Source organism: Clostridium sp. AF35-15, assembly GCF_003477745.1.
Lineage (GTDB): Bacteria > Bacillota > Clostridia > Lachnospirales > Lachnospiraceae > Otoolea > Otoolea fessa.
Map to the genome: position 1 here is coordinate 202,470 of NZ_QUDY01000006.1, position 21,973 is coordinate 224,442.

Annotated in this window: 20 protein-coding genes and 1 riboswitch; of the genes, 18 read left to right on the forward strand and 2 right to left on the reverse strand. The window is 46.0% G+C overall.

The window, feature by feature from the left end:
- The first annotated feature begins 261 nt into the window (after window positions 1-261).
- The 13 genes from DWZ76_RS09195 (at window position 262) to DWZ76_RS09255 (ending at window position 15,411) form a co-directional block, all read left to right on the forward strand.
- On the forward strand, window positions 262-912 hold the full coding sequence (locus tag DWZ76_RS09195) for a YigZ family protein (RefSeq protein ID WP_118467482.1): 651 nt from the start codon (window positions 262-264) through the stop codon (window positions 910-912).
- A gap of 165 nt (window positions 913-1,077) precedes the next feature.
- Entirely contained in the window at window positions 1,078-2,916 is a 1,839-nt protein-coding gene (typA, locus tag DWZ76_RS09200) for a translational GTPase TypA (protein ID WP_117795171.1), read from the forward strand.
- Between the two features lie 267 nt (window positions 2,917-3,183).
- Window positions 3,184-3,813 carry a single-stranded DNA-binding protein gene (locus DWZ76_RS09205; protein WP_022359532.1) on the forward strand — a complete coding sequence of 210 codons (630 nt, stop codon included), beginning with the start codon at window positions 3,184-3,186 and terminating at the stop codon, window positions 3,811-3,813.
- Window positions 3,814-4,058: 245 nt separating this feature from the next.
- Window positions 4,059-4,577, forward strand: coding sequence for a cob(I)yrinic acid a,c-diamide adenosyltransferase (locus DWZ76_RS09210; protein WP_022359533.1), 519 nt, complete (start codon window positions 4,059-4,061; stop codon window positions 4,575-4,577).
- A 29-nt stretch (window positions 4,578-4,606) separates the two neighbouring features.
- Window positions 4,607-4,779: riboswitch (Lysine riboswitch) on the forward strand.
- A 148-nt stretch (window positions 4,780-4,927) separates the two neighbouring features.
- Complete coding sequence (gene dapA, locus DWZ76_RS09215) at window positions 4,928-5,821, forward strand: 4-hydroxy-tetrahydrodipicolinate synthase (RefSeq protein WP_107001534.1); 894 nt, start codon at window positions 4,928-4,930, stop codon at window positions 5,819-5,821.
- Between the two features lie 48 nt (window positions 5,822-5,869).
- On the forward strand, window positions 5,870-6,625 hold the full coding sequence (gene dapB / locus DWZ76_RS09220; RefSeq protein WP_107001533.1) for a 4-hydroxy-tetrahydrodipicolinate reductase: 756 nt from the start codon (window positions 5,870-5,872) through the stop codon (window positions 6,623-6,625).
- Window positions 6,626-6,947: 322 nt separating this feature from the next.
- Window positions 6,948-7,661, forward strand: coding sequence for a hypothetical protein (locus DWZ76_RS09225; protein ID WP_182431305.1), 714 nt, complete (start codon window positions 6,948-6,950; stop codon window positions 7,659-7,661).
- A 266-nt stretch (window positions 7,662-7,927) separates the two neighbouring features.
- The gene (locus DWZ76_RS09230; protein WP_118472486.1) at window positions 7,928-10,390 is read left to right on the forward strand and encodes a phospholipid carrier-dependent glycosyltransferase; all 2,463 of its coding nucleotides are present in this window, start codon (window positions 7,928-7,930) and stop codon (window positions 10,388-10,390) included.
- On the forward strand, window positions 10,363-10,746 hold the full coding sequence (locus DWZ76_RS09235; RefSeq protein ID WP_147353133.1) for a hypothetical protein: 384 nt from the start codon (window positions 10,363-10,365) through the stop codon (window positions 10,744-10,746). The genes DWZ76_RS09230 and DWZ76_RS09235 overlap by 28 nt, the downstream gene beginning before the upstream one ends.
- 120 nt (window positions 10,747-10,866) lie before the next feature.
- Window positions 10,867-11,301, forward strand: coding sequence for a hypothetical protein (locus DWZ76_RS09240; protein ID WP_118472488.1), 435 nt, complete (start codon window positions 10,867-10,869; stop codon window positions 11,299-11,301).
- A gap of 278 nt (window positions 11,302-11,579) precedes the next feature.
- Entirely contained in the window at window positions 11,580-13,010 is a 1,431-nt protein-coding gene (gene purB, locus DWZ76_RS09245) for an adenylosuccinate lyase (protein ID WP_107001528.1), read from the forward strand.
- Window positions 13,003-13,920 carry a LysR family transcriptional regulator gene (locus DWZ76_RS09250; RefSeq protein ID WP_118472489.1) on the forward strand — a complete coding sequence of 306 codons (918 nt, stop codon included), beginning with the start codon at window positions 13,003-13,005 and terminating at the stop codon, window positions 13,918-13,920. The genes purB and DWZ76_RS09250 overlap by 8 nt, the downstream gene beginning before the upstream one ends.
- 210 nt (window positions 13,921-14,130) lie before the next feature.
- A complete protein-coding gene (locus tag DWZ76_RS09255; protein ID WP_107001526.1) occupies window positions 14,131-15,411 on the forward strand; it encodes an adenylosuccinate synthase in 1,281 nt (426 codons plus the stop codon).
- Window positions 15,412-15,531: 120 nt separating this feature from the next.
- On the opposite strand, the gene DWZ76_RS15305 is transcribed toward DWZ76_RS09255, so the two are convergent.
- On the reverse strand, window positions 15,532-15,915 hold the full coding sequence (locus tag DWZ76_RS15305; protein WP_118472490.1) for a hypothetical protein: 384 nt from the start codon (window positions 15,913-15,915) through the stop codon (window positions 15,532-15,534).
- 235 nt (window positions 15,916-16,150) lie between these two features.
- Window positions 16,151-16,660: a hypothetical protein gene (locus DWZ76_RS09265; RefSeq protein ID WP_118472491.1), complete on the reverse strand. Its 510-nt coding sequence runs from the start codon at window positions 16,658-16,660 to the stop codon at window positions 16,151-16,153.
- A gap of 149 nt (window positions 16,661-16,809) precedes the next feature.
- On the opposite strand from DWZ76_RS09265, the gene DWZ76_RS09270 reads away from it, so the two are divergent.
- The 5 genes from DWZ76_RS09270 to DWZ76_RS15475 all read left to right on the forward strand — a co-directional run.
- Window positions 16,810-16,989 (forward strand): hypothetical protein, encoded by a 180-nt coding sequence (locus DWZ76_RS09270; protein ID WP_009532310.1) that lies wholly within the window; start codon window positions 16,810-16,812, stop codon window positions 16,987-16,989.
- Window positions 16,990-17,487: 498 nt separating this feature from the next.
- On the forward strand, window positions 17,488-18,762 hold the full coding sequence (locus DWZ76_RS09275; RefSeq protein WP_118472492.1) for a PD-(D/E)XK nuclease family protein: 1,275 nt from the start codon (window positions 17,488-17,490) through the stop codon (window positions 18,760-18,762).
- Between the two features lie 124 nt (window positions 18,763-18,886).
- Window positions 18,887-19,261 carry an MmcQ/YjbR family DNA-binding protein gene (locus DWZ76_RS09280; RefSeq protein ID WP_118472493.1) on the forward strand — a complete coding sequence of 125 codons (375 nt, stop codon included), beginning with the start codon at window positions 18,887-18,889 and terminating at the stop codon, window positions 19,259-19,261.
- A 252-nt stretch (window positions 19,262-19,513) separates the two neighbouring features.
- Window positions 19,514-20,683: a DEAD/DEAH box helicase family protein gene (locus DWZ76_RS15470; RefSeq protein WP_329750918.1), complete on the forward strand. Its 1,170-nt coding sequence runs from the start codon at window positions 19,514-19,516 to the stop codon at window positions 20,681-20,683.
- Window positions 20,614-21,973: type I restriction-modification enzyme R subunit C-terminal domain-containing protein (locus DWZ76_RS15475; RefSeq protein WP_347560921.1), on the forward strand; the 1,360-nt coding region annotated here is incomplete at its 3' end. The genes DWZ76_RS15470 and DWZ76_RS15475, both read left to right, overlap by 70 nt.

Consider the following 21,973-nt stretch of genomic DNA (forward strand, 5'->3'; position numbering starts at 1 on the left):
TTCATTCTATTAATAAATACAGTATTTCCAATTATATCAAAATTCATGGGATAAATAAATACTATTGTCATGAAGTTTTTTTTACGGTATCATAAAAGATAAGGTTTGTTACTGGGCACGTATGCGTGAACAGTAACTAAGGTTTACAAGCGGTTAAAGAAGTGAAAAAACGTCCGTTTTAAGGATGCGTAGTGTATAGATGGAGGGTAACTGTTCAGCAGGTCTGCGCATTTACTGAACAGTTACGATGGAGGAATAATCATGAAAGAGCGCTATAAAATCGTCTATCAGGGCGGAGAGGGCGAGATTGTGGAGAAGAAGTCCCGCTTTATCGCGGAGATCCGCCCGGTGGAATCGGAAGAAGAGGCGACGGCATTTATTGCGGAAGTCAAGAAAAAATATTGGGATGCGAGACATCATTGTTCGGCATTTACGATCGGAGAAAATAACGAGGTGGCGCGTTGCAGCGACGATGGAGAACCGGCGCAGACGGCGGGACGCCCGATGCTGGATGTGCTGCTGGGACGTGAGCTTCACAACGTCTGTGCGGTCGTGACCCGGTACTTTGGCGGGACACTTTTAGGAACCGGCGGACTGGTGCGGGCATATGGCGGCGCGGTTCAGGAAGGGCTTAAAAGCTGTGTGGTTCTGGAAAAATGCCTGGCTCGCAAATGGAAGATCGGGACAGACTACAGCGGGCTTGGAAAGGTGCAGTACATTTTGGCAGAAGCAGAGCTGCCGATTCTGGACAGCGAGTACGGCGAGGGCGTGGATCTGACGATCCTGGTGCCGTTTGACCAGGCGGGAGCAGCGGAGAAGAAGCTCATAGAGGGCACAAATGGAAGATGCCGGATCGAAAAACTGGATGAAGTTTATTTTGGCATGGATGACGGAAAAATCATTTTATTGTAAAAAAAGATTGAATAATGGATAAAAAAATGCTAAAATAACAAGCTGTATTATTTTGTGGGCGGATCCTTTGCCAAAGACGAAACGGCAGGATGCTTGTCTGTGACAGAAAATAATTATTAATTAGTACATGTAATGAATCATCATAAGAAAAGAGAGTAAGCAGATATGAAAATGAAACGGGAAGATGTCAGAAACGTTGCAATTATCGCTCACGTTGACCACGGTAAAACGACGCTGGTAGACCAGCTGCTCCGCCAGAGCGGTGTATTCCGTGCCAATCAGGAAGTAGTCGATCGTGTCATGGACTCTAACGATATTGAGCGTGAGAGAGGTATCACGATTCTGTCCAAGAATACGGCTGTTAATTACAACGGCACCAAGATCAACATTATCGATACACCAGGACATGCGGACTTCGGCGGCGAGGTAGAGCGTGTTCTTAAGATGGTAAACGGCGTTATCCTTCTGGTAGACGCATACGAGGGCGCGATGCCGCAGACCAAATTCGTTCTGCGTAAAGCACTGGAACTGGATCTGCCGGTTATCGTATGTATCAATAAGATTGACCGTCCGGAAGCACGTCCGGAGGAGGTTGTGGACGAGGTTCTCGAACTTCTGATGGATCTGGATGCATCAGACGAGCAGCTTGACTGTCCATTCTTATATGCATCTGCACGTTCTGGATATGCAAAGAAGAACCTGGACGATCCGAATGTGGATATGAAGCCACTGTTCCAGACCATTCTGGATTACATCCCGGCGCCGGAGGGAGATCCGGATGCAGAAACACAGGTTCTGATCAGCACGATTGATTACAACGAGTATGTAGGACGTATCGGCGTTGGTAAGATCGACAACGGCTACCTGAAAGTAAATCAGGACTGCGTCATCGTCAACCATCATGAGCCGGACAAGTTCCGCAAAGTTAAGATCGGTAAGCTCTATGAGTTTGAAGGTCTGAATAAAGTAGAAGTACAGGAAGCAAAGATCGGTTCGATCGTAGCGATTTCCGGTATCGCAGATATCCACATCGGTGATACCCTGTGCTCCCCGGAGAAACCGGAGGCAATTCCGTTCCAGAAGATTTCTGAGCCGACCATTTCCATGGATTTCATGGTAAACGACAGCCCGCTGGCAGGTCAGGAAGGTAAATTCATCACTTCCCGCCATATCCGCGAGCGCCTGATGCGGGAGCTGAATACCGACGTCAGCCTGCGTGTAGAGGAGACAGACTCCGCTGACTGCTTCAAGGTGTCCGGCCGTGGCGAGCTGCATCTGTCCGTTCTGATTGAGAACATGCGCCGCGAGGGCTTTGAGTTCGCAGTCAGCAAGGCGGAGGTACTCTACAAATATGACGAAAGAAACCGCAAATTAGAGCCGATGGAGATCGCTTACGTCGATGTACCGGATGACTTTACCGGTGCTGTTATCCAGAAGCTGACCAGCCGTAAAGGCGAGCTGCAGGGCATGAGCCCGATCGGCGGCGGATACACAAGACTGGAGTTCTCGATTCCGTCCAGAGGTCTCATCGGCTACCGCGGCGAGTTCATGACCGATACAAAGGGAAATGGTATCTTAAACACCAGCTTTGACGGCTATGCACCGTTCAAGGGCGAATTAAGTTACCGCAAACAGGGATCCCTGATTGCATTTGAGGCAGGCGAGTCCATCACCTACGGTCTGTTCAATGCCCAGGAGCGCGGAACCCTGTTCATCGGACCGGGCGTTAAAGTTTACTCCGGCATGATTGTCGGACAGAGCGCAAAACCGGAAGACATCGAGTTAAACGTCTGCAAAACCAAAAAGCTGACAAACACCCGTTCTTCCAGCGCCGATGAAGCCCTCCGCCTTGTTCCGCCGAAAATCATGAGCCTGGAGCAGTGCCTCGACTACATCGATACCGATGAACTTCTCGAGATCACCCCGACCAGCTTACGAATCCGTAAAAAGATTCTTGATCCGACTCTGAGAAAGAGAGCGATGATCAGCCGTAAAAATAGCTAAATAATCGTAAAGTGGGAGCAGCCGCGCAAGCCAGCTGCTCCTTTTCGTATATTCAAGCGAGAGATATCTAGGAAACGACGCGCCCCGCCGTTTCCGTCCCTCTGCCGATCCCATTCCCTCTGTCGATTCATGTCCCCCACCCTGTCGAAATTTCCCCCTCACTTCTTCTTCTAAAACGGTCATTCCCCTCATACATATATACAGTAAGAAGCAGGACTCCAAGAACCTGCCGTGAAAAACTGCAAAAAAGAAGAGGAGAGAGATACTATGTCGGAAAAAATGATTGAAAACAACAAGGTTAGCGTGATTGGTGAGGTCGTATCGGAATTTACATTCAGCCACGAAGTATTCGGGGAAGGATTTTATATCGCAGACCTGGCAGTCAGCCGTCTGAGCGATCAGGTGGACGTGATTCCACTCATGATTTCAGAACGGCTTCTGGATGTATCGAAAGACTACCGCGGAATGACGATGGAGGCGATCGGCCAGTTCCGTTCCTACAACCGTCATGAGGGCGCGAAAAACCGTCTGGTGCTGTCTGTGTTTGTCCGTGAGATTCATTTCCTGGAAGAATTTACGGATTACACCAAAACCAACCAGATTTTTCTGGAAGGCTATATCTGCAAGGAGCCAATCTACCGGAAAACACCGCTGGGACGCGAGATTGCCGATATGCTGCTGGCGGTCAACCGTCCGTATGGAAAATCCGATTACATACCGTGTATTGCGTGGGGCAGAAATGCCCGCTATGCGTCCGGATTTGGCGTGGGAAGCCACGTGTGCGTGTGGGGGCGCGTGCAGAGCCGTGAATATACGAAGAAACTGAGCGAGACAGAGTGCGAGAAACGTGTGGCATACGAGGTGTCGGTCAGCAAGCTGGAGTGCGTGGAAGAATAGGATAGGTTTAGGATGTTACAGCAAATTTTGAAGCCGGTTATGCAATCTATAGGACATGATAAATGGCTGGTTTTGCCATAGCTTGCCAAAACAGATAAAATATGCTAGAATAAGGCAGTTTACAGAATTCGTAAAACGATTATTGGATGGATAGAAATAAAACACACAGACCTGTGTGTAAAAAGACATCAGGAAAGACAGTCTGTGCGCCAGCGCAGCGGGAGGCACAGAAAGAGGAGAGGGAAATGAAAAAGGGGAAAGTTCATATCATCTTCGGCACCGGGATGGGAAAAACAGCGATGGCACTGGGACGTGGTGTCAGTGCAGCCATGCACGGCCGGAAGGTAATTATGATACAATTCTTAAAGGGAGTGCTGAGCCATGAGACAGCAGATGGGTTAAAACAGCTGGAGCCGGCATTTAAAGTATTCCGATTTGAAAAACAGAATGAGTATTATGAAAATCTCTCTGAAGAAGGCAAAAAGGAAGAGCTCTGCAATATTCAGAACGGGTATAATTTTGCAAAAAAAGTACTCTGTACCGGCGAATGCGATATGCTGATTCTGGATGAATTTCTTGGGGTGTTAGATCAGAAACTGGTCGGAGACGATGCCCTGGAAACACTGCTGGCAGCGCGCGAGGAGAATGTCGATCTGATTCTGACCGGAAAAGTATGCCCGGCTGGGGCAGAGGAGCATGCAGACGAGGTGACGCGCCTGGAATGCCTGAAGCCGTCAAACGATCATGCGTGCATGAACGGTTGACAAGTATTCAAAGTAATGCTAAGATAGAAAAAACAAGTAGAGGTTGCGTTGATTATCAGTAAGCGGTCGGATGCGGCAGGTGCAGGAGAAGACAGCTGAAAGGATGATACGCCGAAGGGCTGCGGCGCCTGTATCTGCAGTTCCTGGGTGCAGGATGAAGAATTCTGTAACTGTCATCGACAGATGGGGAGCTACTGGGAGTTTGGATTTGAATTCATAGAGCTGGCCATTGTGCCAGCTTTTTGTACGCTCAGGATCGACAGGCTGCAAACATTCGTTTGAAGCAGGGACAGAAACGGACTCTGGAATAGAAACTCAGCCATCGTGCAAAAGAATAAGGAGGAAACAAAATGTCTATTTTTGAAGGAGCAGGCGTAGCGCTGGTAACGCCATTTCATGAGGATGGAAGCGTAAATTATGAGAAACTGGAGCAGATCGTAGAAGAACAGATCGCTGGCGGTACAGACTGTATTATCGCCTGCGGTACGACCGGCGAGGCGGCTACATTAAGCCATGAGGAGCACATCGAGGTGATTCGTTTCGTATGTCAGGTCGTAAATAAGAGAATCCCGGTTGTAGCAGGAACCGGTTCCAACTGCACAGAGACAGCGGTATATCTGTCTACCGAAGCGAAAAAGGCAGGCGCAGACGGACTTCTGCTCGTATCCCCGTATTACAATAAATCAACCCAGAAGGGTTTAAAGGTTCATTTCTCAGAGGTCGCAAAGGCAGTTGATCTTCCGATCCTTCTGTACAATGTACCGAGCCGTACCGGCGTCAATATCACCCCGGAGACGATCGTGGCACTGTGCAAGGAATATGAGAACATCGTCGGTGTCAAAGAAGCAAGCGGCAATTTCTCCGCGATCGCACAGATTGCAAGCCTGTCAGGCGGAACAGTAGATATTTACTCAGGCAACGACGACCAGACGGTTCCGATGATGGCACTGGGCGCAAAGGGCGTTATCTCCGTATTATCCAACGTGGCACCGCGTCAGGTACATGATATGTGCGCGGCATTCAAGGCTGGCGATGTAGCGAAGGCAAGACAGATGCAGATAGATGCAATTCCACTGATTGAGGCGCTGTTCTGCGAGGTAAACCCGATTCCGGTTAAGGAAGCGATGAACATGATGGGCGAGGAAGTGGGTCCGTTCCGTAAACCGTTAGTGGATATGGAACCGGCAAACCGCGATCGTCTGAGAAGAGAACTGGTAAATTACGGAATCAGCCTGAAAGAGTGATAAGAACCGTTAAAATTAGGATGAGATAGGGAAATGAGGTTTTAACAGATGGTACGAGCAATTATGCATGGCTGCAATGGCGCCATGGGACAGGTTATTTCCGGAATCGCAGCGAAGGACGAGGAGATCTCTATCGTTGCGGGTATTGATATGAGAACCGAGCAGAAAAATGATTATCCGGTTTTTGCGTCTCTGAACGAATGTAAGGTAGAAGCGGATGTTGTGATTGATTTTTCCAATGCAGCAGCTGTCGATGAACTTCTCGACTGGTGTGCAGAGAAGAAAATGCCGGTTGTTTTGTGTACGACAGGACTTTCCGAGGTACAGCTGGCAAAGGTAGAAGAGACGGCAGAGAAGACAGCTGTTCTTCGCTCTGCAAATATGTCTCTTGGTATCAATATGCTCTTAAAGCTTCTGAAAGAAGCAGCGCAGATTCTGGCTCCGGCTGGATTTGATATTGAGATTCTGGAGAAACACCACAATCAGAAGGTGGATGCTCCGAGCGGTACGGCGATTGCGCTGGCAGATTCGATCAACGAGGCGATGGGCAATACATACCATTACAAATACGATCGTTCCGCTACACGTGAGAAACGTGATGCGAAGGAGATTGGTATTCAGGCGATCCGCGGCGGCACAATCGTAGGCGAACACGATGTCATTTTCGCTGGTCAGGATGAGGTGATTACCTTTAATCATACAGCTTATTCCAAGGCGATTTTCGCAAAGGGTGCGGTACAGGCAGCCAAATTCCTGGCAGGAAAGCCGGAGGGACGGTATGATATGGCGGATGTGATCGGTTAAGAGATTTTATACAGATGTGAAAATGGAACCCCGACTGTGAGTAAGTTTATCCACTCACAGCCGGGGTTTTCATTTCTGGAACTTTTCCCGCCCTTGTGTTTGTGGATGAAAGCTTCTGAAAATCAATTTGTCAAGGCTAGTGTATCATTTTTTTACATCTTGTGTAAAAAAAATGACATCTTGTGCAGTGCAAATTGTAGAAAAATAAAACAAATGATAAGATGAATACAACAAGAAAAGCTTGAAATCGTGAAAAAGAAGAAAAACTCCAGAACAAAAATACATGAAAGACAGCTTTTCGATCAATACGAGGAGGTATGCTATGAGAAAACGCAAATGGATGAAGGCGGGTGCCTGTGCACTCAGTGCCGTTTTGATCATGGGCTTGTATGCCGGACCTGCTTTTGCCGAATGGGTAGGTACAGGAGCTGCAAGAGCCTACATCCTAAATGGACAGGTGCAGACAGGCTGGCAGCAGATCGATGGAAAATGGTATTACCTGAATGAACAGGGAGCACCGCAGATCGGCTGGGTAAAAGACGGGGACAAACAGTATTTCTGTACGGCGTCGGGGGAAATGGTCAGCGGTGTTGTCTGGATCAATGGAAAAACCTATTATTTTGGCACACCGGACAGTGGAGAGATGGCAACGGGCGTTGTCAGTATCAACGGAATTCCTTATACGTTTGAAAACGATGGCACATCGTTCGGCGGCCGCAAGCCGAGACCGGCGAGAAGCTTTGAGGTAAAAGTGGCAGAAGACGGAACGATGACCATCTTAGAGACGACCAATGCCGATACACCGAAGCTGAATTCCAGAACATCCAAAGAACGCAGACATTCTGGAGGCGGCGGTGGAAGTGAAACGCCGAGTGTGGTACCGAGTGATGCACCGGCGACGAAAGAACCGACCGAAAACCCGACGCCGAGCGTGAAACCGACCCAGCCGGAAGAGACGGAAGGGGATACAACAACGGAGCCGCCGCAGCCAACAACGGAGCCGTCGCAGCCAACAACGCAGCCAACAGATCCGTGATCAATCTGAAACTAAGAGTACGAAGTGAAAATAATCGGCCAAGTTCAGATTTGGGGCGATTACAATCATCTATAATTTAACCTTGTTTTTGCTCTCCTGCATATAGGATGATGGAAACAGATTCATATACTCTCGAGCTCTTTCCTGCGTATGTGCAGGGAGGAGCCCGGGAGTATATAAGTTAGAGCGATGAGAAAGAAACGGCGTGTCTGAGGGGAGTGCCACTGAAATGGAGCACTTAAAAAGTCGTTAAAGGAGGTGCCAGAATGAAATCAGTTTACTGTATCGCCATTACGGCGTGCCTGACTGTCATCTGGCTGTATGAGGAAAAGAAAAAGCGGGGGATGGCGGGAAAGCTTTGCTGGAAAGCAGCGGCCGGGTATCTGATTACGCGCTTTGTATTCTTTGCCATTTCTAATCAGGAGGTTCATGGCTTCCTGGAAGTCATGGCAATGGATCTGGTGACAGCCGGACTTTTATATATTTTGTCCGGGAAAAACAGAAGCCGGGAATCAGCGTGGGAATGCCTGTATCTTTATATCTGGAATCCGATCCCGGTATTATCTGTTCTTTCACAGGGCAAAAAGCGGATGCTTTTTATCTGGCTGGCGGTATTGATTCTTTTCATGGGCAGTTCGTGGATAGAGCGCTTCAGAGCGCGCCTTGGAATAGAAAGATTCAAAAAAATTGAAATTCTTCTCACGGCTGCGGGAACTGGCATACTCTGGGCGCGGGATATCACCGGAGAGCGCTTCGGACAGTGCAGTCCGGGAGATGAATTTTATCCGCTGATGCTGATGTTTTTTGCGGTACTGGGTGTGGGAACCTGTGTATATGGAATCGCTTCTTATGTTGGAATAATACATGAAAAATGTCAAATTCCTGAATCGAAAGTCGAGCTGGATGAAGCAAAAGCGGCACGCTGCGTATCAAAACGAATGACGGGGAGTGAAAAAATAGATGCCGGGAAGAGCTTGGGAATAAAATCCTGTGAAAAGAACACAGAGTCGGAAAAGACCGGCGCGCCCTGGGCCGGCCGTGACTGGTGTATGGCAGCAGGATTGACAGTTCTCTTTGCTGTGATGGCATTTGTGAATCTTGGAAGCATGAAGGCACCGCAGACTGCGTATGAATTTGAAAAAAATGATAGCCACGGAAATGAGATGGTGCTTCGGTTTGATGGAAGTGTGACTATCTCAGAAGCGCAGGTTTATCTGGGTGGAAAGGAGAAGAGACATTTTGTATGCTCGGTTCCGAATGCCGAGGGAGATGGTTGGGATGCCATCGGGGAAGAGACAGAATTGTTATCTGTATACTGCTGGAATCCAGTGGAAATTCATTACCGCACTTACGAACTAGGGATCGTGTCGATGGATGAGAGTGCAGAGGTTCTGGAAATCGTTCTTCTGGATCCGGATGGAAATCCGATCCTTCCATCCAATGCAGATGATTATCCAGAGGCATTTGATGAGCAAGAATTGTTTCCGGCGGATACAACCTATGAATACCAAAGTATGTTTGATGAGGTTTACCATGCCAGAACGGCAAATGAGATAGTAGAAGGGCGTACAATTTATGAGACAACGCACCCACCGCTTGGAAAATGGTGGATGAGTCTGGGAATCCGCGTATTTGGAATGACACCGTTTGGATGGCGGTGTGTATGCGCTCTGTTTGGCATCCTGATGGTGCCGGTCAGCTATGCGTTTATGCGGAAAATCAGCCGGAGTACATGGATTGCCTCATTTGCAGCACTGTTGATAGTCTTTGATTTCATGCACTTTACATTGTCAAGAATCGGAACCATTGATGTGATAGTGGGATTTTTTATCCTGCTTACCTTTTATCTGATGTATCTGGTGCTGGATGACCTGAAAATGGGATGCAGCTGGAAAACGGTGTGTCTGATGATTTTAAATGGCATGGCAGCTGGAGCGGCGATGGCATCGAAGTGGACAGGGGTATATGCCTGCGCGGGGATTGCAGTCCTCTTTTTTACATTTTTGTTCCAGGAATATGGGACAGCTGCGGCACGGACCAGAAAGGGAATGTCTGGACAGGCGGCGATAAGTTACCTGGCGGGGCTGTCTGTCATCTGTATCGCTGCATACATTTTGATTCCGGCAGTGATTTACGTTGCATCCTATCTTTCTTATGGAAATGGTATGGGAAATGGAAATGTTTTCCAGACTATGTGGGAAAATCAACAGCTTATGCTTCATTATCATGAGAAAACGGTGTTTGAACATCCATATGCCTCTGAATGGTATGAGTGGGCCTGGATTAAACGACCGCTTCTGGATGCATACACGTCGCTTAAGTCTGGTAAAATCAGTGTGGTTTCAACTTTTGGAAACCCGGTAATCTGGTGGTCGGCAATTCCGGCGCTATTTTATACTATATACCTGTGGCAGATTCGACAGGATAAAATAGCGGGATATCTGTGCATTTCCTATGCTTCTATGCTGTTTCCGTGGTTATTTATCCACAGAACCGTGTTTATCTATCAGTATTTTGCGTGCAGTATGATACAGATTTTAATGCTGGGAAATTGTCTGCATTTTTTCTGGGAAAGAGATCCGAAACGAACCAGGAAAGCAGCGCTGCTGTATCTTGCAGCAGTGATCGGCGCGTTCCTTCTTTTCTATCCGGTGCTGTCTGGATATCCGGTAAAACAGGAATTTGCCGAGCAGTGGCTGGAATGGCTGGAAGGTTGGGTGTTGTCATGAAAGAAAAAAAGAGAGACTGGGCGATCAGCGCTGGCTTTCTGGGGGTGCTTTTGACGGCTTATGTGATAAATTATAGATTTGGTTTTCTGGAAATTCTTGATTTTCATATCGAGAAAGTAAAGAAAGCATACCCAGCTTATTTTGGCACCTATGACCGGATGGGTGAATTGACTGCATGGTTGAATAAAATCGAAAATCTGTTGTGTATCGGACGGAATGGACAGCATCGCTACAATAACATGGATCATTCGATGATGACAGCATTTTGTGCAGTGGATCTCCTTCTGGCGGGAAGTGCGGATAAGGAGCATATCTGGAGTGTGAATACAGAAAAAGCGTATCATGAGAAAAAATAAACTGCCTAAAAACCACAACTTTCAGTTCGGAAAAGCCCTGCCTGTGAGCCGCATCATCTTTACAGATTTTTTTCTATTTGTTATAGTAAAAATGGAGAGGCACCTGCGGGAGGAATGCAGATGTCAGAGAAACATAGAAATGCACAAAAATCAATGCCGCAAAGCAGAAAGCTGTTTAAATATCAAAAACGGAAGATTCGCCGCTATCTGAAACGCGTCCGCTGGCGGAGGAAGCGGAGGCAGAGGTATTTTCTGTATGGACTTGCACTGGCTGTATCCATGTACCTGGCGAGTATATGGAAGATGCGGGAACGGATCTGGTCGATCCGAGAGATGGATGTGATCGAGTATGAACTGCCGGAGGGGGAAAGAGCAGAGAATGGGGCGGAGGAAGCGCCTGCAGACTGGCAGGAGAAGAGAACAGTTGAACGGGAAAATGCCGGGGAAACATACGGAGCGACAGAAAAAACGGGAACTTCCACGAAAATCCGTCTGCATCTGAAGACCGGAGAGCTGGAAATCCTGCACGAACGGGTGGAATCAGAAGGAGAGTGACTGTTTGCGGCAGGAAAAACGTTTGGCCGGGCATGAATGATGAATGGAAGAGCAGGAACGGTTACTGTGGCAAATTCCGTTATTGGGAATGTATGCGTGAACAGTAACCAAGAACGAAAGAGCTGCAGCCGGAACAGCGAAAAGTGATTGATTTTGAAAAGTGCCTGTATTATAATTTGCAGGTAGGATATTGAGAAAAAGTGTCGGTGACGCCTTCAAATGGCTGCGAAAGAGACTATTTTCCATACCCTGAAAAAAGAAAGCGAGGTAAATTAGCCATGTACGACAGATATGTAAGCCCTCTTTCCGAGCGCTATGCAAGCAAGGAGATGCAGTATATTTTCTCTCCGGACAAGAAGTTCCGCACCTGGAGAAGACTTTGGATTGCGCTGGCAGAGACGGAGAAGGAGCTTGGCCTTCCGATTACGCAGGAGCAGATCGATGAATTGAAAGCACATAAGGATGAAATCAATTTTGATGTTGCTAAAGAGCGTGAGAAACTGGTGCGCCACGATGTTATGTCTCATGTGTATGCGTACGGCGTACAGTGCCCGACAGCAAAAGGAATCATCCATCTGGGTGCAACTTCCTGCTACGTAGGAGACAACACCGATATCATCATTATGACAGAAGCCCTGAAGCTGGTACGTAAGAAACTGATCAGTGTTCTGGATGAGCTGGCTAAATTTGCTGATAAATATAAAGCACAGCCGACCCTGGCATTTACCCATTTCCAGCCGGCACAGCCGACCACCGTCGGCAAGCGTGCAACTCTGTGGATGATGGAGCTCAAGCAGGATCTGGATGATCTGGATTATGTGCTTGGATCCTTACGTCTCCTTGGCTCCAAGGGAACAACCGGTACACAGGCAAGCTTCCTGGAGCTCTTTGATGGGGATCATGCAAAGTGCCGCAAGGTAGATCAGATGATCGCGGAGAAGATGGGTTTTGATGGCTGCTATCCGGTATCCGGACAGACCTATTCCCGTAAGCAGGATACACGTGTATTAAATGTTCTTGCCGGTATTGCACAGAGTGCCCATAAATTCTCCAACGATATCCGTCTTCTTCAGCATCTGAAAGAAGTAGAAGAGCCTTTCGAGAAGAATCAGATCGGTTCCTCCGCTATGGCATATAAGAGAAATCCTATGAGAAGCGAGCGTATGGCTTCCCTGGCTAACTACGTGATGGCAGACGTGATGAACCCGATGCTGGTTGCATCTACCCAGTGGTTTGAGCGTACATTGGATGATTCTGCGAACAAGCGTCTGAGTGTTCCGGAAGGCTTCCTTGCAATTGATGGTATTCTGGATCTGTACCTGAATGTCGTTGACGGTCTGGTTGTATATCCGAAGGTTATCGAGAAACACATGATGGCAGAGCTTCCGTTCATGGCAACCGAGAATATCATGATGGATGCAGTAAAGGCAGGCGGTGACCGTCAGGAACTGCATGAGAAGATCCGTACTCTGTCGATGGAAGCTGGAAAGAATGTGAAAGAGAAAGGTCTGGATAACAACCTTCTCGAGCTGATTGCAGCGGATCCGGCGTTTAATCTGTCCTTAGATGACCTGAAAGCAGCGATGAAACCGGAGCGCTACACCGGCCGTGCAAAAGAGCAGGTAGATGAGTTCTTGGCAGAGGTAATCCAGCCGATTCTGGATGCAAATAAAGAAGATCTGGGCGTGAAAGCAGAGATTAATGTCTAAACAGGATTTACATGGAAGTGTGAATCTGGAGTATTACCGGGTATTTTGCAGCGTGTGCGAATGCGGCGGCATCACGGCGGCCGCAGAGGCACTCTGCATTTCCCAGCCGGCGGTCAGCCAGGCGGTCCGACAACTGGAGACCGCGCTTGGCTGCCGCCTTTTTTTGCGGACATCCCGCGGCGTGAAGCTGACGAGCGAGGGAGAATTGCTTCTGTCGTATGTCAGACGGGGAATTGATGCGATACAGGACGGGGAGACGATGCTGCGGCGCATGAAGGACCTGGAAACGGGCGAGATCCGCATTGGCGCGAGCGATATGACACTTCAGTTTTATCTGCTTCCATATCTGGAACAATTTCATGAGCAGTATCCGAATATCAAGGTGACGGTTTCAAACGGTCCGACGCCCGAGACCCTTGAAGCACTCTATCAGGGACACATTGATTTCGGTATTGTCAGCACACCTTTTGAGACCAAGCAGGCGGTAAAGAGTCTTCCGGTTCAGGAGATCCGCAATGTGTTTATAGCCGGACCCAAATACGCAGCCCAGTTAAAGGGCAGAAAACTTTCATATAAAGAGCTGTTGAACTGCCCCTGCATCTTCCTGGAGCGCAATACCAGTACGCGCCGCTTTATGGATGAGTTTCTGGCAAAGCGCGGGGTTCGGCTGGAGCCGGAGTTTGAACTGGCCACCAGTGAGATGATTGTCCAGTTTGTTAAGCGGAATCTGGGAATCGGCTGTCTTATGTCGGATTTTGCATCGGAGGCTCTTGGAAATGGGGATGTTTTTGCGTTGGAATTTGACGAAGAGATGCCATCCCGTGAGTTTTGTCTGGTGGCAGCTGAGAAATCCTGGATGTCCCCAGCGGCTGCGAAGCTTTTTAAGCAGCTGGCGAAGGTAACCACATGAGAAAAATAGGAGCTGCAAAGTAGCGGTTTTTCAAATTACATTGCCTGGCATATGTGTGAGCATCAATAGTATAAGTGTTAATTATGTAGCTTATAAATAATATTGATTTTACTTATATAGAAAAGTTGTGTATGATTATACAGTAAGAAGGCATGATCGTTTTTCGATCATGCCGAAAAGTATTTATATTCTTCTGAGGGAGGAAAATTCATGGTACGAGCAATAGTAGGAGCTAACTGGGGAGACGAAGGCAAGGGTAAGATTACCGATATGCTTGCTAAGGAATCCGACATCATTATCCGTTTTCAGGGAGGAAGCAACGCAGGTCATACGATTATCAACAATTATGGCCGTTTCGCACTTCACCTTCTGCCGTCCGGTGTATTTTACGGACACACAACCAGCATCATCGGCAATGGTGTGGCATTAAACATCCCGTTTCTGGTAAAAGAGCTGGAAAGCCTGGTATCTCAGGGGGTTCCGATGCCGCATATTCTGGTATCGGATCGCGCACAGATCCTGATGCCGTACCATGTTCTGTTTGATACGTATGAGGAAGAGCGTCTGGGCGGCAAGTCCTTCGGTTCTACCAAGTCCGGCATCGCGCCGTTCTACTCTGACAAATACGCGAAGATCGGTTTTCAGGTCAGCGAACTGTTCGAGGACGAGGCAGCTCTGAAAGATAAAGTACAGCGTGTCTGCGAGACAAAGAATGTCCTGTTAGAGCATCTGTACCACAAACCGCTGCTGAACCCGGATGAGGTTCTGGCAGAGCTGATGGAATACAAGAAGATGGTAGAGCCGTATGTATGTGATGTATCTGCATATCTTCATGACGCGATCAAAGAGGGCAAAAACATCCTTCTTGAGGGTCAGTTAGGTTCCCTGAAAGACCCGGATCACGGTATTTACCCGATGGTTACTTCTTCTTCGACTCTGGCAGCTTACGGCGCTATCGGCGCAGGTATCCCGCCGTATGAGATCAAAGAGATCACAACCGTTGTAAAGGCATACTCCAGTGCAGTCGGCGCAGGCGCATTTGTCAGCGAGATCTTTGGTGATGAGGCAGACGAACTCCGCCGCCGCGGTGGTGATAAGGGCGAGTTCGGCGCAACCACCGGACGTCCGAGACGTGTGGGCTGGTTCGACGCAGTAGCAAGCCGTTACGGCTGCCGCATCCAGGGTGCGACCGAAGTGGCTCTGACCGTTCTGGATGTTTTGGGATATCTGGACGAGATCCCGATCTGCGTTGGCTACGAGATCGACGGCGAAGTTGTCAAAGACTTCCCGGTAACCTACAAGCTGGAGAAAGCAAAACCGGTTCTGAAGACACTTCCGGGCTGGAAATGTGATATCCGCGGAATCAAGAAATACGAAGATCTCCCGGCAGAGTGCCGCAACTACATCGAGACGATCGAGGCAGAGCTTGGCGTACCGGTAACCATGGTATCCAATGGTCCGGGACGTGATGAGATCATTATGAGAAAGTAACTTTATAGAATCAATTTCAGCGGCGGTCCTGCATGATGAGTGCAGACCGCCGCTATTTTTGTGTAATAGGAAATTCCTTGAAATTCTCCATTACACAAAAAGGCACATTCTTTTTCAAGTTTATTCTGAAATCAGCCAGTCAATTAAATTTTTAGATTTTATGCCATCATAGGAAGAGTCCATTCCGGGATTCAGGGAAAGGACGATTTTTTCGTAATTGTCATTGATTTTTTGAAGAGGGAATAATTCACGTTTGCGGACGTCCTCGCTTGTCATTGATTCAGTGACTTGAATATAGATTTTATCGGTATATTCAAAATTCATTTCAAGAATCTGATCATCCGTTATACCGTTTTCTTTCAGGTGGAGGGTCATCAATCTAAGAAGACTTGACTTGCCGCATCTACGGATGTCGGTGACAACTTTTACAGGTGCAGTATCCTGAAACGCTAAAATTTTATTTAAGTATAAATCTCTTTTTTTGAATTCGTGAGTATCAATCATGTGCAGTTCCTCCTTATAATGTGAGTATAGCATAAATTTAAAAAAGATTAACAGGCACTCGCCCTATCTCTCCATAACTCTCCATAAGTGATACCCGTATTACCTTTTTGGGATTTCTACTTTCCCTAACTCGGTCTATCACACCATATCACGCCGTAAGTTTAGTATAACAATAGTATAAAGAAAAGCCTTGACTGGTTGTTGTTCCTGTCAAGGCTCTCTTTGTTTTCCCCATTTATTTTAATGTAAAGTTTTCTGATGGGAAGTATCGTCCACCTGCTTCATTTTCTTTTATGCTATCTTTGTCACATACGACCTTGCCAACATCTCCAAAATCAACTGTTATCGTGTTCCATTGACTGTCGTAACCAGTAAGTTCAAGTATAGCGTCTGTGATTGAACTTGTACGAGAGATTGCCAAGTCCTCTATTGTAAGAGGGCTGGAGTCTGCTTTACTCAAATCAACTGTTACACACAAATCTTTGTCTTTCAACGCAATATCTGTGATTGCTTCATTGTCGCTGTCAATAGCACCAGAAATAGCGGTTTTCACATCTTCAACGAATTTGTCAGATGTTGCTTGCTGTTCCGTTGAATTGATTGCGTCTTTTGTTTCGTCCTTAATGCTGTCATTCGTTCCTGAGTTTCCAAAGATAGCGGCCAGAATAACAACAATAATTACCCAAAACCACCATTTCTTGAAAATAGGTTTCTTTCCATTGCTTTTGGTTGATTTATCTTTCATAATGCCATACCTCCAAGTTTTGGTTGATAGTAGCATTATAGCAGAGTGTAACACAAAAGTACAGCATAATTTTAACTCACTATTGTGTCATAGTTTTGCACCTCTTGTCAATACTATAATATAATCAAAACCAATGGAGGAATTGCATTATGGAGAAATTTATCGTAACACCAAAAGAAGATAAATCTGTCACCATGACGATACGCATAGATAGAGCCTTGCAAGAAGAATATAACGATTTAGCAGCTAAGACGAATCGTTCTCGTAATGAACTAATCAGCATGGCTTTGCAATATGCCCTTGACCACATGGAATTGAAAGATGAATGATGACTAAATGAGAGCCTTTGGATTTTGTCCTCTGGCTCTCAATTATTTATGCGTTCAATCGCAAGAACTCATTTACCTTTGTTGCAACTTCCTCTTGCTGTTCCTCAAAGCTGTGAGCGTAGATATTCATTGTGGTTGAACAAGTTGAATGAGAGATAATTGTCTAAAAATCCTTTATCTGCAATACTTTGTTGACCTTTTCTACCTTGCAAAAAGTAAAACTTAATGCTGTGTTTTTGCTATGTTGCTTGTGATGTCAGTATTACGCTTGCTGAACAAACAAGCACAATCTAAAAAAATAAAGTTTATGCACTGAAATGCAAATAAAAATCGACTTTTTTTGCATTTCATAAATAAGGTATGATTTGGTGTGAAGAAAGTTGGAGGGATGCCTTGGATAGAGTCTGTGAGAACCGTGTTTTTTATGGTATGATAGATAAAAAGAAATCGTTTTATAAATGAAAAGTGAGACAAACGGGAATCGCCAGAGAATGAGAAATGGAAACATATAGAGATTTACTATCGCAAATTCATACAAACTGTAAAAACATACCATTTCATAAGAAATTATCAGCCTACAACATTTTTGATGTATTAGAGATACAGAGCCGTGAAGTGATCATGTGCCGTTTTTTGACCGATCTGCTGAACCCGGAGGGAATGCATGGCTGCGGAATCCGGTTTCTGAAATCGTTTATCCGAGATGTGTTGAAAATGGATCCGGTAAGCGATACATTGCTATTGCATACGGAGGTAGTCAAAGAGTACCCGATTGATAAAGAGAGAAGAATTGATATTTTCATACGGAATGCGGAGTATCAGATTCCGATCGAGGTAAAAATCTATGCGGGGGAACAGGAAGGACAGTGTTCGGATTACTTTGAGATGGCACAAAATTCCCGATTGATATATCTAACCCGTTTTGGAACGCCGCCATCTGAGTACAGCCGGAAGAAGAAAGGCGGAGGAAATTTATTACCATTAGGGCAAATCCAGTGTATTTCATGGGCAGAAGATATCTATCGGTGGCTGGAAGGTGAATTGCAAAATTTAAAAGAGCCATTTCGGGCAGTGATGGAGCAATATTTGGATGCGGTACATAGCATAGCGGATGAAAGAGAGAAGAAAGTGGCAGATAAAGTGATGGAGGCATTGTACGAATCGCCGGAAAAATTTCTTGCCGGAATTGAGATTGAAAAATCAATGAAAAAGGCAAAGGTGCGGCTGATTCGCCAGGTGTTTGAAGAATTTCAGCAGCAGATGCAGCCAATTTTAGAAAAATATGGTTTGAAATTAGAAAAGGATAGTGGATATTATTCCTATCAGGATTCACAGCATGATAAATTTTATGATTGTTACAGCACCTATCCTGGATTGAATTATGTGGTAAAAAAGGCAAAATTTCAAAAAGCGGGTCTGGAACTCTGGTTTCGGATTGAGGTAGAACATAATTTGTTTGCGGGATTCTGCCTGTTTGATAAAGAAGCCAGATCCAAGGATGGCTTTTCGAAAGGCTATCAGGTAGATGATATAACCGACGAGCTTAAGCAGGAGGCATCCAGATATCTCAAAAAGGAAATAATTCTGCCGGAGGACTGGTGGTTTGGCTGGTGTTATCCGAACGGAAAACGCCACTGCGAAGAGACAGAAGTGCCGGATTTTAAGCAGATGAATCCGTGTGCGGTTTCACTTGTGGATGAAACGGCGCGGAGGGAGTATGTGAAGCGGGCGTTGGCGGTGTTCGAGAGAGAGCTTTTGGGGTGGCTTTTGTAAAAGGATAAATTGTCGCTGAAACAGAATATCACACTACACTATAAAAGCATATTTACACAAACACAAACATTGCAAATAACAAATATATTCTACCTTTAAACCGAAAGCGAGGCGTTTCACCAAAATGACAAGAGAAGAATTATTTCAATGGGTAAAACAAGAATATGGCACGGAAGCGGAATATCCGTGGAAGGATTCGAATGCAGTGCTGCGTCGGGCGGATAATGATAAATGGTATGGCGTGATTTTGAGTGTTGCAGGGAGTAAGCTGGGGTTGGAGGATGATAATATCATATATGTTATAAATCTAAAGAGTGATCCGATGCTGATAGGTTCTTTGCGGGGGCAGAAAGGATATTTTCCGGCATACCATATGAACAAGGAGAAGTGGATCAGTGTTTTGCTGGGGGATGCGGGGCTGGATGAGCCGATTAAAAATTTACTTGCGTTAAGCTATGAGCTGACAGCGCCAAAGAAAAAGAAGAATACTTCCAAATAGGGGGGATCTTATGTCAAACTTTGAATTTTTAAAGAATACAAAAGAATATGCATTATTTGCGCCAGCGGTGATGGAAGCGGAACGGGTATATGCATCCGCCCCTGCAATGTGCGCGGTAGGATGCAGAAAGGCATTGGAATTGGCGGTAAAATGGGTCTATTCTGCGGATAATACGATGCAAATGCCGTACAAGGACAATTTGCAGTCCCTGATTCATGAGCCGAGTTTCCGTTTCTCGGTTGATTATAATACATGGGGGAAGTTGCCGTTTATTGTGATTATGTCCTGTTTGGAAAGGATGGCAGCCCTCTGGCGGTGGTGGAAGCGAAGCGCACCAGCAAGGATCCGAATGTTGGTCGGAAACAGGTTATGCTGTATGCGGATTGTTTAGAGCGGAAGTTTGGCCGCAGACCGATGATGTTTACGACGAATGGATTTGAAACGTATTTCTGGGATGACAAGACTTCTCCACAGCGTCCGGTCAGTGGCATTTTCAGTAAAGATGATTTGCAGAAGATGATGAACCGACGTTCGGAACATAAGGATTTAATGCAGATTCCGATTGATGATAAAATCACGGATCGTTATTATCAAAAAGAAGCGATCCGGGCGGTGTGCGAACAGATACAGCGCGGTTATCGGAAACATTTGCTTGTGATGGCAACCGGAACTGGTAAAACAAGAACGGCTTCCAGCTTGACGGATGTTTTGAGTCGTGGAAAATATGTGACGAATGTGCTTTTTTTGGCGGATCGGACTGCCTTGGTAAAACAGGCAAAGGATGATTTTAAGAATTATCTGCCGGATATGTCACTTTGCAATCTGTGTACCAATAAAGATGATCGGAATGCACGTATCGTATTTTCAACCTATCCGACGATGTTAAATGCGATTGATGATACGAAAAATAAGGATGGCATCCGCTTGTTTACACCGGCACATTTTGATTTGATTATTATTGACGAAAGCCACCGCAGTATTTTTAAGAAATACCGGGCGATTTTCGAGTATTTTGATGCAATCATGGTTGGTCTGACGTCTACGCCGAAAACGGATGTGGATCGGAATACGTATGATTTCTTTGAAATGGAACATGGTGTGCCGACGTATGCATACGATTATGAGACGGCTGTTTATCAGGATCATGTGCTGGTTCCATATTATAATTATGAGGTAAAGACGAAGTTTCTGGATGAAGGAATTACGTATGATGATTTATTCGATAAGGATAAGGAACGGTATGAGGACGATTTTGTGGAAGATGGTCAGATGCCAGAATTTATTCCTTCTGCGGCGATCGGATTGGAAAGACAATCATCTTTGCACAGAATAAAAAGCATGAGGAGTTTATTCTGGAACGCTTCAACAAGCTATATCCCAATATTTATCCGGAAAAGAAGGGGATATTTGCACAGAGGGTAATTTGTGATGATGCATACGCCCAGACTGTAATTGATGACTTCAAGGTTGAAAATAAGCCTCCTTTTATTGCGGTATCGGTGGATATGATGGATACGGGGATTGATGTGCCGCAATGTGTAAATCTTGTATTTTTTAAGAAGGTACGTTCTAAGGCAAAATTCTGGCAGATGATTGGACGCGGCACTCGTTTGTGCAAGGGACTTACCTGCATGGATCCGATAGACGGGGAGTATACAGATAAAAGACGTTTCCTGATTTTTGATTATTGTGGGAATTTTGAATATTTTCGTGAACATATAGAAGGTTTTGTGTCGAAGGAGACGAAATCCTTAAGTGAAAATATTTTTGGAAAACAAATCCGGCTCATTTCTCTGCCGCAGGAAGCTTGCTATGCGGAAGGTACTTATGAAGAGTGGCGGAAGGAACTGATATCGGGATGCCATAATCAGCTTGTGGAGTTGGATCCGAAGCTGATTTCTGTAAAGCTTAAATTACAATATGTGGAGAAATTTAAACAAGAGACGGATTTTGACGTGATCAGTGAAGGGGATAAGGGAGAACTTTTACAGCATATTGCGCCGCTGGTGCATTTGAATGATGAAGATGAGCTGGCTAAACGGTTTGACAATTTTATGTATGGTCTGATGCTGGCTTCTATGGAACAGATGCCGTCTTTTAAGAGAGCGAAAAAGGTGCTTTGTGAGATTGCTGGTTTGCTGTCGCGCAAGATCAGTATTCCTCAGGTAAAAGAAAAACTTGATTTTATACAAGAAATTCAGACGGATGAATTTTGGAAGGTAAATGATGTTCTTCAATTTGAACGCGTCCGGCAGAAATTGCGGGAACTGATGAGGTTTTTGGATCAAGATCAGGGGGGCAGGACGATCACGACTCATTTGACAGATTCCATTATCGATCAGCAGGAGGGTGTCCAGTTAGATGCGGCATATGATTTTGAGGATTATCGGGAAAAGGTTAATCGATATATCGGGGAACATGGAAACACACTGGCGATTCATAAATTAACGCACAATATTAAGCTGACACAGGGAGATTATCAGGAGTTAGAGCGGATTCTCACGACGGAACTTGGCGGTAAGGAAGACTACCAGAGGGAGTTTGGAGATACACCATTTGGTCTGATGGTACACAAAATTGCCAAACTGGATCATGAGGCGGCGATGCAGGCATTTTCAGAGTTTATTAACGATCAGTCATTGAAAAACGGCACACCGCATTCTCGTTACTTTAGCCTGCAAATAAAAAGTCAAGACTTAATGGGGAAAAAAA